12 protein-coding genes are annotated in these 15,485 nt (G+C 40.6%); 7 read left to right on the top strand and 5 right to left on the bottom strand.

Going from position 1 to position 15,485, the window contains the following annotated elements:
- Positions 1-11: 11 nt before the first annotated feature.
- Positions 12-1,100 (top strand): T3SS effector HopA1 family protein, encoded by a 1,089-nt coding sequence (locus CDG77_RS07860; RefSeq protein ID WP_094328843.1) that lies wholly within the window; start codon positions 12-14, stop codon positions 1,098-1,100.
- Between the two features lie 90 nt (positions 1,101-1,190).
- On the opposite strand, the gene xth is transcribed toward CDG77_RS07860, so the two are convergent.
- On the bottom strand, positions 1,191-1,973 hold the full coding sequence (gene xth / locus CDG77_RS07855; RefSeq protein ID WP_094328842.1) for an exodeoxyribonuclease III: 783 nt from the start codon (positions 1,971-1,973) through the stop codon (positions 1,191-1,193).
- 455 nt (positions 1,974-2,428) lie between these two features.
- On the opposite strand from xth, the gene CDG77_RS07850 reads away from it, so the two are divergent.
- The 3 genes from CDG77_RS07850 to CDG77_RS07840 all read left to right on the top strand — a co-directional run bounded on the left by CDG77_RS07850 (position 2,429) and on the right by CDG77_RS07840 (position 4,977).
- Positions 2,429-3,499: a glycosyltransferase family 4 protein gene (locus tag CDG77_RS07850; RefSeq protein ID WP_094328841.1), complete on the top strand. Its 1,071-nt coding sequence runs from the start codon at positions 2,429-2,431 to the stop codon at positions 3,497-3,499.
- A 55-nt stretch (positions 3,500-3,554) separates the two neighbouring features.
- Positions 3,555-3,740 carry a hypothetical protein gene (locus CDG77_RS07845; RefSeq protein ID WP_094328840.1) on the top strand — a complete coding sequence of 62 codons (186 nt, stop codon included), beginning with the start codon at positions 3,555-3,557 and terminating at the stop codon, positions 3,738-3,740.
- 214 nt (positions 3,741-3,954) lie between these two features.
- Complete coding sequence (locus CDG77_RS07840) at positions 3,955-4,977, top strand: zinc-dependent alcohol dehydrogenase (protein ID WP_094328839.1); 1,023 nt, start codon at positions 3,955-3,957, stop codon at positions 4,975-4,977.
- 185 nt (positions 4,978-5,162) lie between these two features.
- Here the strand turns inward: CDG77_RS07840 and CDG77_RS07835 are convergent, their stop codons facing one another.
- A complete protein-coding gene (locus CDG77_RS07835) occupies positions 5,163-6,779 on the bottom strand; it encodes an ArnT family glycosyltransferase (protein WP_094328838.1) in 1,617 nt (538 codons plus the stop codon).
- 648 nt (positions 6,780-7,427) lie between these two features.
- Between CDG77_RS07835 and CDG77_RS07830 the strand changes: the two genes are divergently transcribed.
- The gene (locus CDG77_RS07830) at positions 7,428-8,597 is read left to right on the top strand and encodes a hypothetical protein (protein ID WP_094328837.1); all 1,170 of its coding nucleotides are present in this window, start codon (positions 7,428-7,430) and stop codon (positions 8,595-8,597) included.
- 183 nt (positions 8,598-8,780) lie between these two features.
- On the opposite strand, the gene CDG77_RS07825 is transcribed toward CDG77_RS07830, so the two are convergent.
- Both CDG77_RS07825 and CDG77_RS07820 read right to left on the bottom strand, forming a co-directional pair.
- On the bottom strand, positions 8,781-10,097 hold the full coding sequence (locus CDG77_RS07825; RefSeq protein WP_094328836.1) for a recombinase family protein: 1,317 nt from the start codon (positions 10,095-10,097) through the stop codon (positions 8,781-8,783).
- 261 nt (positions 10,098-10,358) lie between these two features.
- A complete protein-coding gene (locus tag CDG77_RS07820) occupies positions 10,359-10,718 on the bottom strand; it encodes a VOC family protein (protein WP_094328835.1) in 360 nt (119 codons plus the stop codon).
- A 58-nt stretch (positions 10,719-10,776) separates the two neighbouring features.
- Between CDG77_RS07820 and CDG77_RS35250 the strand changes: the two genes are divergently transcribed.
- Positions 10,777-11,037, top strand: a complete 261-nt coding sequence (locus tag CDG77_RS35250; protein ID WP_143856972.1) for a hypothetical protein — start codon at positions 10,777-10,779, stop codon at positions 11,035-11,037.
- Positions 11,038-11,184: 147 nt separating this feature from the next.
- On the opposite strand, the gene CDG77_RS07815 is transcribed toward CDG77_RS35250, so the two are convergent.
- Complete coding sequence (locus CDG77_RS07815; RefSeq protein ID WP_094328834.1) at positions 11,185-12,918, bottom strand: tetratricopeptide repeat protein; 1,734 nt, start codon at positions 12,916-12,918, stop codon at positions 11,185-11,187.
- A 595-nt stretch (positions 12,919-13,513) separates the two neighbouring features.
- On the opposite strand from CDG77_RS07815, the gene CDG77_RS07810 reads away from it, so the two are divergent.
- Entirely contained in the window at positions 13,514-15,433 is a 1,920-nt protein-coding gene (locus tag CDG77_RS07810) for an adenylate/guanylate cyclase domain-containing protein (RefSeq protein WP_223269737.1), read from the top strand.
- The last annotated feature ends 52 nt before the right edge of the window (positions 15,434-15,485 follow it).

Here is a 15,485-nt window from a genome sequence, read left to right as displayed (position 1 = left end):
TAAATGGATTAATGCTAAATTACTCTATCAATCAACCACTAACTTCTCTATTTGACATTGCTAAGAATATTCAGATTGAGTCAAATTTTTGTATTTATCATCCCAATTATCAACCCTTTGCTCTACCGACTAAAGTAGCCGATAGATTTCAGCAAAATTCTGTAGACTTACAACAGAAATATCTCAGCTTATTGCTGCGAAACTTTCTTTATGGAATATATTACAATGGCTCTCTACAAAGTACCTTAGCAGTCAACAGTGATAGTAATAATTACCCGCCAAAGCAGAATTTAGCAGATAATTCCGTCTTAGAAATTGATTGGAACTTTTACGAGCAATTACACGCCAGTAATCACGGCATAGGTTACTTTGACCCTCGATGGGAGGTTCTGCGGAAAGAACCTGATGGTACTATGGCGGTGACTAAAGGCGGTTTAACACTTTATATTGAGCCAGATTGCCATCTCAAATCCAGCAAGAAATCTACCAAAGTGGGTGATATGGTGGCAATCTGGATGCCCAAAAATCGATTGCAAAATGGCTGTTACTTAGCAGTTAGTAATGTAGGACAGGAACAGCAGAGCAATCCTGATGCTGATTTGGGAGCAGGGCGAATTTACTTTAACTTTACACCATCTGGTGCGATCGCTCTCATGGAAAGTCTGACACTGCAATTGAATGCAGCCTCGATACCCTTTAGCTTTCAAGTTCTTCACAATCCCTGTGCATACGGACGCTATGATTCGGGGCTACTCTACTTTGAACTCTCCGACTATCCAGCAATTCGCACAATCCTTCAGGCTATTTATCCAGAAAACCAATCCCATTTCCAGCCCGAAATCCCTTTATTTACAAAATTTTTAGCCCCAGGTTTAGGTTTAGCCGAGGAACCAACCCAAAAGTTTGCCGCACAAGAAAGTTTTGGGATGAACCGTTGCCAAATCGTCGCTAATGCTTTGTTGGAAGCTTGGCAAAAAGGCAAGAATGCAATGGAAGAACGGATGAGAGTTATTGACCAACACTTTGAGCGACACCTAATAGATTTACAGCGTCCTTATCTCAATCCCAGTTCTGAGGATATATATAAGCCGTTAAATTGATGGGGAATGGGGGAGAAGGGGCAAGGGAGCAGGGGGAGCAAAGGAAGAACTACTGATTATTGAGCTATCCCCAATGCCCCATGCCCAAATTCAAAATTCCACAATTACCGGCGTATGGTCGCTGGGTTGGGTTAATTTTCTGGGTGCGGCATCAATGACGCAACTTGTAGCACGCTCGTACAGCACGGGTGTGAGATAGTGATGGTCAATCCGCCAACCTAAGTTGCGACGGAAGGCGGCGGCGCGATAATCCCACCAACTATAATTTCCGCCTTCTGTGGTGAATTTGCGGAAAGCATCGGCAAATCCCAGTTGCAGAATATCCCGTAAAGCTTGGCGTTCTGTTTCCGTTGCCATAATGTGATTTTCTGTACTCACTTGCTCGTGAATATCCTTGTCTTCTAGGGCGATGTTGAAGTCACCGCACACACATATTGCAGGTTCTGACAGCACAAGCAATCGCAAATACTCGTGTAGCGCTGTCAACCAACTCAGTTTGTATTCATATTTTTCAGTTCCGACTGCTGCACCATTGGGAACATATAAATTAACAATCCGAACACCATCAATTACACCTGTAATTACCCGCTTTTGCTCATCCCATTCGTGGTGTAAATCTGGCAAAATCGCCCTAAACCCGCTACTTACGTCTATAAGTGGCTGGCGGCTAATCAGGGCTACGCCGTTATAAGATTTTTGTCCTGATATATAAAGGTTATAGCCCAACTGCTCAAAAGGCGATCGCGGAAACTCAGCATCCGCAACTTTGGTTTCTTGCAAGCAGAGAACATCAACAGGATTATTAGTTAACCATTCAGTAACCTGTTCGAGGCGAGTGCGAATTGAGTTGACGTTCCAAGTAGCGATTTTCATTAGTTATCAGAATTCTTTGTAAATTAATAATTACAAATTATGTAATTATTGTACAATTACTTAATATTTATAATTTCTTTTCCATTTGCCAATTACGTTTAAACAAACCTTTAATCATTTGATCCCATTGAACATTTTAGTATTGCCAGCTACCAAATATTCAATTTTGTAAGTTCTGCTACAAAACATTCTACTTCATTATGATCCCCAAGACAGATGCAATAAGTAATTGATTTGCTATAGGTTATAAATGTAGCTCAGGGTTGACTTTTGCCGATAGTCCTTTAGATTTGTCGGTAAAAAATTTGCGAGACGGTTAACCGTTATTGTGCTTTTGGTAGCCTGTTAGGTTAATTTAAATTTCAAAATAGTGAGTAGAAATGCTCTGTTCTCATACAATAATGATGCAACTCATCATATTGAGAACAATTTCATAGACTGAACCAAAAAAACTTATGAAAATCGCTCAAGTTGCCCCCTTATGGGAAAGAGTTCCACCTCTTAGTTATGGAGGGATAGAACTGGTAGTGAGTCGCTTGACTGATGAACTTGTTAGTCGCGGTCATGAGGTAACTTTATTTGCCTCTGGTGATTCTCAAACTTTGGCTCATTTAGAAGCAGTTTATCCACGTGCATTACGCTTAGACCCAAATGTTAAAGAGTATGCAGTGTACGAGATGCTAGAACTAAGCCAAGTTTACCAACGTGCTAGCGAATTCGATCTTATCCATTCTCATGTAGGGATTTCGGCACTACCTTTAGCGAATTTCATAACAGCAACTTCTACAGTGCATACCCTGCACAATAATTTTACAAACGACACCCGTCACGCATTTAGCTACTATCAGAAGCAACCTTATGTCAGTATTAGTAACTCGCAACGTCAAGTCGATCTAAATTATGTTGGCACTGTTTATAACGGAATAGAGGTAGCAGATTATCCATTTGTAGCGCAACCGTCAGAACCTCCATATTTAGCATTTTTAGGTCGTTTTTCGCCAGAAAAAGGGCCACAATATGCGATCGCTATTGCAAAGCAGACTGGTTGGCGTTTGAAGATGGCAGGAAAGGTTGATGTTGGAGACTCTGAGTTTTTTGAACAAGAGATTGCCCCCCACATTGATGGTCAGCAAATTGAATATCTAGGTGAAATTAACCACGCCGAAAAAACTGAACTTTTGGGCAATGCAGCCATAACTCTTTTTCCTATTAACTGGCAAGAACCTTTTGGGTTAGTAATGACTGAATCAATGGCAACTGGTACACCAGTTATTGCCATGAATTTCGGCTCGGTACCTGAAGTGATTGCCCACGGGAAAACAGGTTTTATCTGCAAAAGCTATGCAGAAATGGCGGCAATGATTCCCCTAGCTTTGGAACTCAATCGTCAAACCTGTCGAAAATATGTAGAAAACAACTTTAGCGTTAGCCAAATGGTTAACGGATATGAAGCTGTTTACAGACAAATTATTAAAGACCGCATAGAATCGAATGGTCGCATTCATGCTGCTAAAATCCACTTTTAATCAACAGTTTTTTTGCTGAGTTTAAACAACAAATTTTTTTAAGGAGAATATTAGTATGAGTACGAGAGCCAACACCTGCCCATGCTGCGGTGGTTCCCTCCTGCGTCATGCCCGTCATGGCGAACTATATTGGTTTTGCCTGTCGTGCAGACAAGAAGTGCCACTGTTAACTGCTACTCGCTTGCCTAATGTGGAAACCCGGAACACTGTAGTGCTTCCCCAACCAGTGGTAAATACCTAGTTTTTGCAATTTGTTTAAGTAAGTTGGCAAGGGCTGTCATTTGTCATTAGTAAGGGCTTTAAGCCTGTTTACGTTTCGTAATATAATTTGGTTTATTTCTACCAAGTTACCCAGATTAATAAAATTTGACTAAAAATTAAGACTGATTTGTTGATATCTATCAATTAGCTCAAACTGGTAAAATCGGATGGATCTAATTGATAGGTTTTAAATTTTGTTAGCAGCGTTACTTTATGGGCAAGAAGATTTACGCTTAGAAAAAGTTGCTGACCCCACTCCTGCGGGTGGCGAAGTTGTGATGCAAGTAGAGACAGCAACAACTTGTGGTACAGATTTGAAAGTCTGGCGGCGTGGTGGTCATGCCAAGATGTTGAAACCGCCAACGCTGTTTGGTCATGAAGGTGCTGGGCGAATTGTTGCCTTGGGTGCAGGGGTTACAAATTGGCAAGTGGGCGATCGCATCGTCGCTAATAATTCCGCCCCATGCATGAAGTGCTTTTTTTGTCAACGTCAAGAGTATTCATTATGTCCGAATCTGACCTGGAATAATGGTACTTTTGCAGAATACTTGAGAATTCCCGCAGCGATAGTACAGCATAATTTATTGCATATACCCGATGAGTTGCCGTGGGAATTAGCAGCCATGACGGAACCTTTAGCTTGTGTATTGCATGGTGTAGCCCGTTCCAATATTAAGCCCAAAGATAAAGTAGTCATCTTAGGAGATGGGGCGATCGGGCTGATGTTTGTGGCGGCGTTGAGTGAGAAAGCCGAGGTGTTGCTGTGGGGAGGTAATCACCAAAGGCTAGAAATTGGTCAGAAATTGGGTGCAGCCCAGACCTTTAATTATCATCAAATCTCGGATATTCCCAGTGTGGTGAAAGAACTTACCCAAGGATGGGGCGCAGATGTAGTTATTGAAGCGACAGGTGTACCAAGTGTTTGGGAAACTGCGATCGCCTGCGCCCGTCCTGGTGGAACAGTTAACTTATTCGGTGGATGTCCGCGGGATACCAGCATTACCGTTAATACAGAACAGCTACACTACAGCGAACTGACCATTAAAGGTGTGTTTCATAATACACCTGAGTATGTGCGGGAGGCATTGGCACTGATCGCTAGTCGCAAAATTTCCTTTGAGTTACTTATTAGCGAACAGCGGCCATTAAAAGATTTAGAACAGGTGTTTTGTGAGATGAAGGCGCGACAGGTAATTAAGGTAGCAATGATTCCTTAATTTTTTGCAGAATATAAGTAGATGCTCTGAGTCTAGCCAAACAATACCCATTAGACTCGAATGCATATCAGGGCGAAGAGGGCAGAAGGGGAATACCAATGCCCCTCATCAGTGCTGAGTGCTGTTAGCGGTAGCGGGGCGTTTAGCCCTTGCACTCAGCAAGGGGATAGACCAATGCCCCCCATTTACAGACGATTAATTTCTTTTGTAACTAACTTCCAGCCTTCAGCTTGGTCAATTAGCTTCATTGAATCTAGCTGGAGATTGTTGAAAGCAGAAGCCTGAAGCAGGAAGTAAGGTTGTCCGTTGTAGTGCCAATAATATTCTAGTTCGCCAACAGAAGCGGGAATGATGGTGCGATCGCTATAATAATCCAACGAGGGACGATGGTAGGGAAAAGACGTGTAAATCTTCCTCGTAGCTGGATTTGCCCGTACAATCATGGCGGCGACTGGTTTAACTGGATAAGCTTCAGATAATTCCCAAACCCAGTAGTTAGATTTCATTAACAGCAGCAGCGAAAGATAACTTCCCCAAAACAAAATCTTCAAAAATTGCCCGTCGCCTCGTTCTGCCAAAATAGCCGCTAAGGTCATTGTTAAGGCTACTGCTGCAAAAATCAGTTGTAAGTCTGTTTTTGGTGTACCCCAACTGAAATAAATGCTACCAGCAGAAGCAACCAAAGCAAGTATTGCCAAACCAGCAACCCAAGCACGGGGATAGGATGAGAGTAAAGGCGAATTTTCTGTATCTGATAATTGGATACCAAAAGCTAAAGCTAAACTAGGGTAAATCGGGAATAAATACCAGGGAACTTTGGTAATCATGAAAGAAATTACCAGCAGATAAACACCACTCCACGCCATTACTAGTTTTGCCCAACTAAGGTTGCGATTTTCCCAGGTTAAGCGGACAGTTTGTGGTAAGAATAATAACCACGGCCATGTGTATTTGAGAAGTTCAACAACATAGTACCAAGGTGGTTCAGGATTACCCTCTACAAATGAGCCAATTCGACCTAGTGATGGGTTTACAAGCCCAACTTGGGCGAAAGTGTAACCATAGTGAATCAGTTGGGCGCTATACCAGGCAGCTACAGGCAGAATACCAATGAAGATTGCTAACCACAGATAGTAACAAGTGAGCAGTCGTGGCGTATCCCAAAAGAGAAATACGATCGCGATCGCACCTAGTAATACGCCTAGCAATCCTTGAGTTAGGCAAATCAAGCCAAAACTCACACCAACACCAAGACAATAACGTAAATCTCGGCGCGATCGCAGCACGCACAACATCATCAGCATCAAAAAACTTACCATTGCGCCATCCAACATTGCCAGCCGCCCATGACGCACTACAGGTAGCATTGTTAGATAAATTAAAGCGCTATAAATAGCAGCCCAACGTTGGCGAAATATCTCTCTAGCAATGCAATACAGTAAAGGGACAGATGTCGCTGTTAAAATTGCTCCAGGTAGGCGCGTTGTCAACTCATTTTCGCCTCCTAGAGAATAAGCCCAAGCAATGAGCAAATGCATCAAAGGCGGCTTGTTATGATATGGTTCGCCTCCTAGCGTTGGGTAAAGCCAACGCATTGAACCTGCTGGAGCGTGCCAAATTTCACGAGCAACCTGTGCCACAGTCCCTTCATCCCAATCTCGCAACGGCAATCCTCCTAGATTGATGCTAAACAGTAACAGTGCTGCCAACAGCAATACTATTAGCCATACCCAATCAATCCATTTGCCAACCGTGCGATGCTGTTTTTCTAGATGACTCCAAATAAAGCTTCCTTCTTGCATATTCTATGTTAATCATTTTACTTGCTGGTTTGATTACATAGAGACATCTAGCGAATCTCCAATGCTGCCACCCAGTAGCAACGTATATTCTTAACAATTGCTAGTTTCCAAGATTAACTCAACTTTATCTAATTAGCGCTCTTTTTTGAAAAATTTATCTTAATTAGTGAAATAACATATAATCCGATAAATGATAAAAAGAATACAACCAAAAAATTATTTATTACCTGGTTATTAGTCCGTAAATTAACTTGTATTTTATTTTAAATGTAATGCTTAGTTCCATTTTTGTCTGTTTAGTTTAAACTAGCTATATTCAGCACAATATGAATTAATTGCTACAGTTTATAAATGATGTGCTGAATGCTTATAGAAATTTACTTTGATTTTCAAATTTTTCTTGTTGGCTTGCTCGTCATATCGTTTGGTGCATCTTCATAGAGAAATTGGTGTCAATATAAGGTTTGAGGTTATCAAGAATAATTCCCGACTATTGTAGAGATGATTGTTAACTAAAATTCCAAATTAAGAAGTTTTGGGATTTTAAATTTAATTAAGCGATTATTTAATTAAAATATCTATGTTATACAATTTTCTCAAAGGATTTTTTACAAAAATAACCAGCTAATAAATTATTGGAGCCTATCAATGAATTTACCTGTAGTTGTAGATATTACTCTTGGCTTAGTTTTCATTTACTTAATTTTGAGCTTACTAGCTTCTGAAATTCAAGAACTGATTGCCACATTATTACAATGGAGAGCTAAACATTTAAAACTGTCAATTGAATTACTTTTGTCAGGTGGTAGTGAAAGTGACAAGTCAGATATTATTAATGCAATAAAGTTAGTCCAAACACTTTATAACGATCCTTTGATTAATACATTGAATCAACAAACCAAGGTAAAAGTAGAAAAGCATTTTCGGAGACTTACTAAAAATCCTGACGAACAAGTACTAGAAAAACAAAGCGGACCTTCCTATCTTCCTTCTGAAACATTTTCAATTACTTTATTAGATACCTTAAAAATTCCTCAGCTAATTAATTATGTAAAACATCCTAGTGAAGAAACAAGAACAAACTTGCATATGATATTAGCATCTTATAAAGAACTTAAAAAAGGCATTAACGATCCAACGAGTGCAAGTTACACAAAGATTCAAGAAGTTTATGGAGATATTGACCAGAAATTTGTAGATTTTATTAATAATGAGTTACCGGATGAAGTTCCTGATAGTTTAATCAAAAGCCTTGCTGTGATTGCTCAACGTAGTCGGATAAAGGTTGGCGATCTCACTGAAGAAATAAATCAGTTTAAAAATGAAGTCGAAACATGGTTCGATCGCTCTATGGATCGAGCCAGTGGTGTTTATAAGCGCAATGCCAAAGGAGTTGCTATTTTAATTGGAATATCAATTGCCTTCTTAACTAATACTGATACATTTCACTTAATTAAAAGACTGTCGGAAGATTCAGTTATCCGCTCTACCATTGCTCAAAGCGCAAGTCAACGAATCGATTATATCAACGATCCAGCAGCCAGAAGGGACATTGAAAAACTATTAGGCAATGCTTCTATACCTATTGGATGGCAAAATATTAATCAACAGTTTGAGTTATTAGATACTACGAAATCGAATCAGGTTTACATTAGAATTTCACAAGTTATCAAATTAATTTGCGGTTGGGTAGTGAGTGGTTTCGCTATTGCGATGGGTGCGCCTTTTTGGTTTGATATCCTCAATAAAGTTATCAATGTGCGAAATGCAGGGCCAAAACCTGTTGCCTATACTAAGGATCAACCGTCTCAAAGATAGCTATGGCAAAGGTGATTCGCGGCTATACAGACAAAACCCACCTCCAATACTGTTCGATTAAGGCAAGAGACGCGATAAAAGAAAGAGACGCGATAAATCGCCGTCTCTACGAAGGACTGATTCTTGTAAAGACGGCGATTTATCGCGTCTGGCGTATATATGATTTATAAACGTCCCTTTAATTTAAAAAATAAAAATAACTTGGAGTTTTAATTCTTTATCCTCAACAGTAATCTCAATTTTTCTGATAAATTCTCGAAAGTAAAATCTTCGCTCTGTTTCCGACAAATCTAACCAAAATTGTGGTATGGAAACAGCTTGAGCAACAGAACGCAAGTTAACTGGGGGAAGCGTTGCCAACTTTGCTTCCAGTGCAGAAATTTCTGTGCGGAGTTTGTAAGCCCTTAGCTTTGCTGTTTCAACATCTAAAATTCCAGTTGTAATTAAAGCGGGTAACTGAGCAAGTATTTCTTGCTGACGAGCGATCGCTTGTCCTAAACTATTCTTGACTGCATCCAATTGCGGAAAATTCATCCCCGCTACAGCTAATGGTAAGTCATGGCAAACGGTTTCAATTGTATGTTCCAACACCTCTTGGTAGGGAATAGCCTTACACTTGGGGCGTTGAGGACAGCTAGTAGAACGTAAATAAAGATACTCCTTATCTTGGTTGCGTTGAGTGACACGAGTAACTGTCAGATGTGATTGACACTCAGCACAGACAACCAACCCAGCTAAAGAACGCCTAGCACTAGCAGTTCGAGATGGTAAACGGCTGTTACGGCGTAAAAGTCGGTCAACTTGGGCTGCTTCGTCTTGAGAAATTATCGGAATATGAGTATTGGAAATAATTTCACCATTTTGGTAAGCTGTATTGCCGCGATAAACTGCATTAGTTAGCCAGCGTCTTCCTGTGGTTACAGAGATTTTTTTGCCGTATTTTTTTGCCAAGTAGCGAACTGAACCGCGTAGGGAACCATAGAGTAAAAAGTGTTCAAAAAAATCTTTGACTACTGGTGAAGTACTGCGATCGATAGTATATTTTCCCTTACCTCTGCGATAACCGTAGGGAACTTTACCGGGTGGCGGTGCAACTTCAAGCCGATTACGGGCGTGTCCTTGACGGATGCGACGACTGCGTTGTTGACGTTGAATTGCATTGAGCAAATTTAGCAAGTCAGCGCCGAGAGGGTAATTTTCGGAAGTGTAGGGTTGTTCAGTGGCAATTATCGCTACTCCCATTGCTTCGAGTTGATGCAAGCGATCGCTAATTTCCTCTACAGTATCCCCTAATTCTTCCAACCGCCGAATCAAAAGATAATCTGCCGGTTCAGTTTCGCAATCGGTAAATAATTGTTGTAATTGCGTTCGCGCAGTGTGTCCAAAAGACTCTCGCTTGCCAAAATCTTCATAAACCCGATCTACCTCCCATCCCCAATCGGCTCGATCGGGAGCAGATTCTAATAGCGGATTGGTATAAGAGTAGGCAATTATTTTCATTTGTCATTTGTCATTTGTCATTTGTCATTGGGTATGGTTATTCTCCTTGTGCCTAAGAGGATGTCTGAAAAGTATCAAATATTTGTTGATCCCCCCTAACCCCCCTTCAAAAGGGGGGAATAAGAGTCTTAAAGTCCCCCTTTTGAAGGGGAGCCACTGCGGTCTTGGGGTCTCCCCAAGTGAAGCAAGTGGCGTGGATTTAGGGGGATCTCCAAGTCTTAGGTGTATACAAAAAAACTTTTCAGACATCCTCTAATCCTCTCACTGCTGACTCAACTCGATAATATTTCCATCAGGATCTTGAGTGAATAGAGCAGGACGGCCGGAAGCGCTGGGTTGAATGAGATAATTGTGATTGAGCAACTCTTGTTTAGCAGCGTCTAAGTTAGCGACTGAGAAAGCGACGTGGGGGTTGCGTCCCCATTTTTCGTTAGGGTTTTTGGTGGGGACAGTAGGTGCAACGATCAGGTGAATTTGATAGTTGCCGACTTGATACCATGCACCAGCATATTTTAGGGAACGATCTATTTTAGATAATCCCAATACTTTGCCATAAAAGTGTTCAGAGCGTTCTAAGTCAGTTACGAGAATTGCTGTGTGGAGACTTTGGGTAATTTGCATTGTCGGTAAGCGCGATCGCGTTTACTTAAATTTTGACGTAGTTTGACACTTACGGGGAGTGTCAAAAGATTACGATCCTGCACAATACGCATTGAATCACTTGGAAAAACACAATGGCAAAGTTGAAACCGCTTTTGAGGATTTGTGGATTGAGAAAAATGGGCAACCGTTGATACAGCAAAGTAAATCACTTTGGCAAGTAAGCACTATTGTATTGATGCGATCGCACTACTTGCCAATAAGTGCCGTCTTGCGGTTGAGTATTTGCATCGTCGTGTTATCTCAATGCAACCTATTGCAATTTGATTGTATCGGGTAACAATGCTATTGTACCGACTGACAATGCGATTGTATCGGGTAACAATGGGATTGTATCGACTGACAATGGCATTGTATTGGGTGATAATGGGATTGTATCGACTAACAATGGGATTGTATCGACTAACAATGCGATTGCATCGACTTGCTACGCCTGCCTAATCACTCCATCACCTGGTAATCTCTCTAACACCTTCCGTGCCATCGCTCCCCAATATTCTTCCTTATACTCAACATATATCTCCAACGCTGTCTGCAAATAAACCCTCGCTTCTGGGTAGTTTTCTTCTGCTTCTGCAAGCATTCCTAAAGCGTGGTAAGTGATTGCTTGAGAATAGCGATCGCTAAATTCGATATTGATAGCCAAAGCTTGTTGATAATTGCGCCGCGACTCCTCAAATTCCTGCAATTCTTGGGCAACCATTCCCAAATGGTGGTATGTGCTGGCAGAAGAATAGCGATCGCTAAATTCGATATCGATAGCCAAAGCTTGTTGGTAATAGCGCCGCGCCTCCTCAAATTCCTGCAATTCTTGGGCAACTCTTCCCAACTCCTGGTATGTGAGTGCTTGGGAATTACGATCGCCAAATTCGATATTGATAGCCAAAGCTTGTTTGTAATTGCGTCGCGCCTCCTCAAATTCTCGCAATTCTTGGGCAACTCTTCCCAAATTGTAGTATGTGCTAGCTTGAGAATTGCGATCGCCATATTCAATATAAATAACCAAAGCTTGTTGGTAATTGCACCGCGCCTCCTCAAATTCTCGCAATCTTTGGGCAACTGTTCCCAAATTATGGTGGACGCGTGCTTGCTCATAGCGATCGCCATATTCAATATAGATAGCCAAAGCTTGTTGGTAATTGCGCCGCGCCTCCTCAAATTCCCCCAATCCTTGGGCAAATATTCCCAAATTTTCGTGGATGCGTGCTTGCTCATAGCGATCGCTAAATTCAATATAGATAGCCAAAGCTTGTTGGTAATAGCACCGCGCCTCCTCAAATTCCCCCAATTCATAGGCAAGCATTCCCAAACTTTGACATGTGGTAGCTTGAGAATAGCGATCGCCAAATTCAATTTTGATAGCCAAAGCTTGTTGGTAATAGCGCCGTGCTTCCTCAAATTCTCGCAATTCATAGACAAGCATTCCCAAATGGTGGTAAGTGCTAGCTGAAGAAAAGCGATCGCCAAATTCGATTTTGAGCGCTAAAGCTTGTTGGTAATTGCGTCGCGCTTCCTCAAATTCCTGTAAATCTTGGGCAACATATCCCAACTGATGGTAGGTGCTAGCTAAAGAATGGCGAGCGTCAAATTCGATTTTGATCGCCAAAGCTTGTTGGTAATAGCGCCGCGCCTCCTCAAATTCCCGCAAATTTTGGGCAACTCTTCCCAACTGATGGTAGGTGCTAGCTGAAGAATAGCGATCGCCTATTTGTTGTTCAATTTCTAGACACTGTTGATAGAAGGTTGCCGCCTGTGTAAATTGTCTTAAGTATAGATAAGCATTGCCCAGTTCAAACAAAGCTGCAATTTCGCCGCGATGATTCTGAAGTTGCTGTGAAATAGTTAAATATTTTTGATAATAAGCGATCGCTGCATTAAATTGCCTTTGCTGATAATAAGAATCTCCTAATGCGTAGAGGACTTCAGCATGGAAGCTGGAATCTTGAAACTCATCAGCTATTTTTTCGGCTTCTTCTAAATATTCTCTAGCTTTGAGCGGTTCTTCATTCCTTAGATAAGCAACTCCTAGCTGATACAAAATATCACTACGATTGCGGAGATTTTCTCCTGTCGTCTGATGTTCAGTGGAGTTAGATTCCATTAAGAGACGGTGTAAGAAATCGATCTGCTCTTGCTCTTCTGGAGATTCTAATCTATTCATTTTGCTTCACTACTGGATTGAGTAATTCCAGCACGCTTTTCATTCATTTATATACATCTTAACTTCCCAATGCTACTAGGGAAGGGTCTGTTCTTGTTAGGTCTATTGGACTTAACCCAGAAGCGCTATAACTTAAATAACTTTCAGCATTACCCAAGACAGGATTGCACAGGAGTAGTTTTGCTAAAATAGCGATCGTTTATAAACTACCCTATTAAGTATAACTTGATGACTACATCCAGAATTACATTCAATTGTCAATCCTCCAAAAGATATAAGACATATTATTTACCCTCACTTAATTAATTCCGATCGACCCAACAAAAAAGTTACTGATAATCGTTTTCGCTCAACTACACTTAGTTTTAGAAGCTATTCTGCAAGGAGAGCAAGAACTGTTTGAATTAGAAGCAATTTAATGAGGAACAAAGCCGAAGTTTTATCTATACATGAATATATATTTTATCGATAAAAAGCATGATATGAATTAAAAAATAAGTTAATTATTCTGATTGAAGATATTACCGATAAACTTGTACTAAAACAAAAAATAGTACAGCAAGCATCGGATAAAAATCTGCACGTGGATACTATAATGTCATACAATAATTACATGTATCAAGTAATTGATTCACTACCAGATGCTTTATTAGTAACCAGTAACGTAGGGAAAATAAAAAAACTCAATAATGCAGCTCAACAATTATTTGGTTTTAGTGAAGAAGAATTAATTAATCAGCCAATATCAAGAATAATTGATGACGATCAAGTATTAATAGAAGCCATTTATCAACATTCTTATTTTAGGCAAAAATTCCAGAACTTCGAGGTAGTTTGTCGAACTAAAACTAGAGAAAAGCGGTTGATTGCTTTTTCTTGTTCAGTAATTCCGAAAAAAATCAAAGGATTAGAAGATATTGTCTACATTGGTCGAGATATTACTGCTCAAAAACATCGAGAACAGCGTACAAGTACGCAGTATGCTATCACTCGAATATTATCAGAATCCCAGAGTGTAAAGCAGGCAATTCCACAAATTTTGCAGTCGATTTGTCAAAACTTAGGATGGGATTTAGGCGAACTTTGGACACCAAGTCAATATATTGGCACATCGGTACATAAACACAGCCTCAATGCAGTACTAAGGTGTGTCGAAATTTGGTCAAGTCGAGTAATTTCTGTGCGAGAGTTTAAAGCAATCACCTGGCAAACTACTTATACACCAAGTGTTGGCTTACCTGGTCGAATTTGGATTAGACGTTTACCCCTTTGGATTCAAGATATTACAGAAGATGGAGATAAAAGGCGATCGCAACCTGCGGCTGAAGCTGGATTGCACGCAGCTTTTGGTTTCCCCATCTTAGACGATAGTGAAATCTTAGGAGTGATGGTTTTCTTTAGCCGGGACGTACAACTAAAAGATAAAGACCTATTGCAAATGATGGGTTCTATTGGTAGTCAAATTGCCCAGTTTATCAAACGCAAACAAGCAGAAAATGCTTTGATAGAAAGCGAAGAACGATATCGGGATTTATTTGAAAATGCTAATGACCTGATTCAATCTGTCAATGCATCTGGTCATTTTTTGTATGTCAACCGTGCATGGCGAGAAACTTTAGGATATAACGAAGCTGAAATTGCGAATATGACTGTTTTCGATATTATACATCCAGAGTTTAAACAAGAATTTTGGCAAAGATTTTATCGCGTGCTATCAGGAGAAAAGTTCGATCGAGTAAAAGCGGCATTCGTTACTAAAGATGGTCAAACAATCTTTCTAGAAGGTAATATTAACTGTAAATTTGCCGAAGGTCATCCGGTTGCAGTTCGTGGCATATTTCGCAATGTCACCCAGCGACTAACAGCAGAAGAAGCGCTGCGCGAGCGGCAGGAAGAAACGGAACATTTACATTTATTGCTGAATATTTTGCCAACCCCAATCTCCAAGGAACTGAAAGCAGAATCAGCTAACATTGCCGATGTCACAGTTTTATTTGCAGATATCGTTGGCTTTACCGAAATAGCTGCTTCTATGAGTGCAATTCAAGTGGTAAACTTACTCAATTCGATTTTCTCAAGTTTCGATCGCCTCACCAAAAAATATGGTTTAGAGAGAATCAAGACAATTGGCGATGCTTATATGGTACTTGGTGGCTTACCTACACGCCGCCCAGATCGTGCTCAAGCGATCGCTAGAATGGCACTCCAGATGCAAACTGCGATCGCTCTATTTAATACTGAGAATAACCAAAACTTCAACCTCCGTATCGGCATTCATAGCGGTTCTGTAGTGGCAAGAGTAATTGACCTCAACAAATTTACTTACGATCTTTGGGGAGACACGATAAACATCGCTAGCTGCATGGAATCCCAAAGTATTGTTGGTAAAATACAGGTTACAGAAAATACTTATAAGTCTTTGCGTAATGAATTTTTATTTGAAAAGCGAGGCGAAATCGAAGTTAAAGGCAAAGGGAAAATGACAACTTATTTTTTGATTGGACAAAAGGGATGAGGGGCATGGGGCATTAGTTATTTTTCCTCTGCCCCCCCGCTCCCTGCTCCCC

Origin of the sequence: Nostoc sp. 'Peltigera membranacea cyanobiont' 213, assembly GCF_002245975.1 — a bacterium.
Taxonomy (GTDB): Bacteria; Cyanobacteriota; Cyanobacteriia; order Cyanobacteriales; family Nostocaceae; genus Nostoc.
The sequence above is the reverse complement of the archived record's forward strand: the minus strand, read 5'-3'. Positions and strand labels throughout refer to the sequence as shown.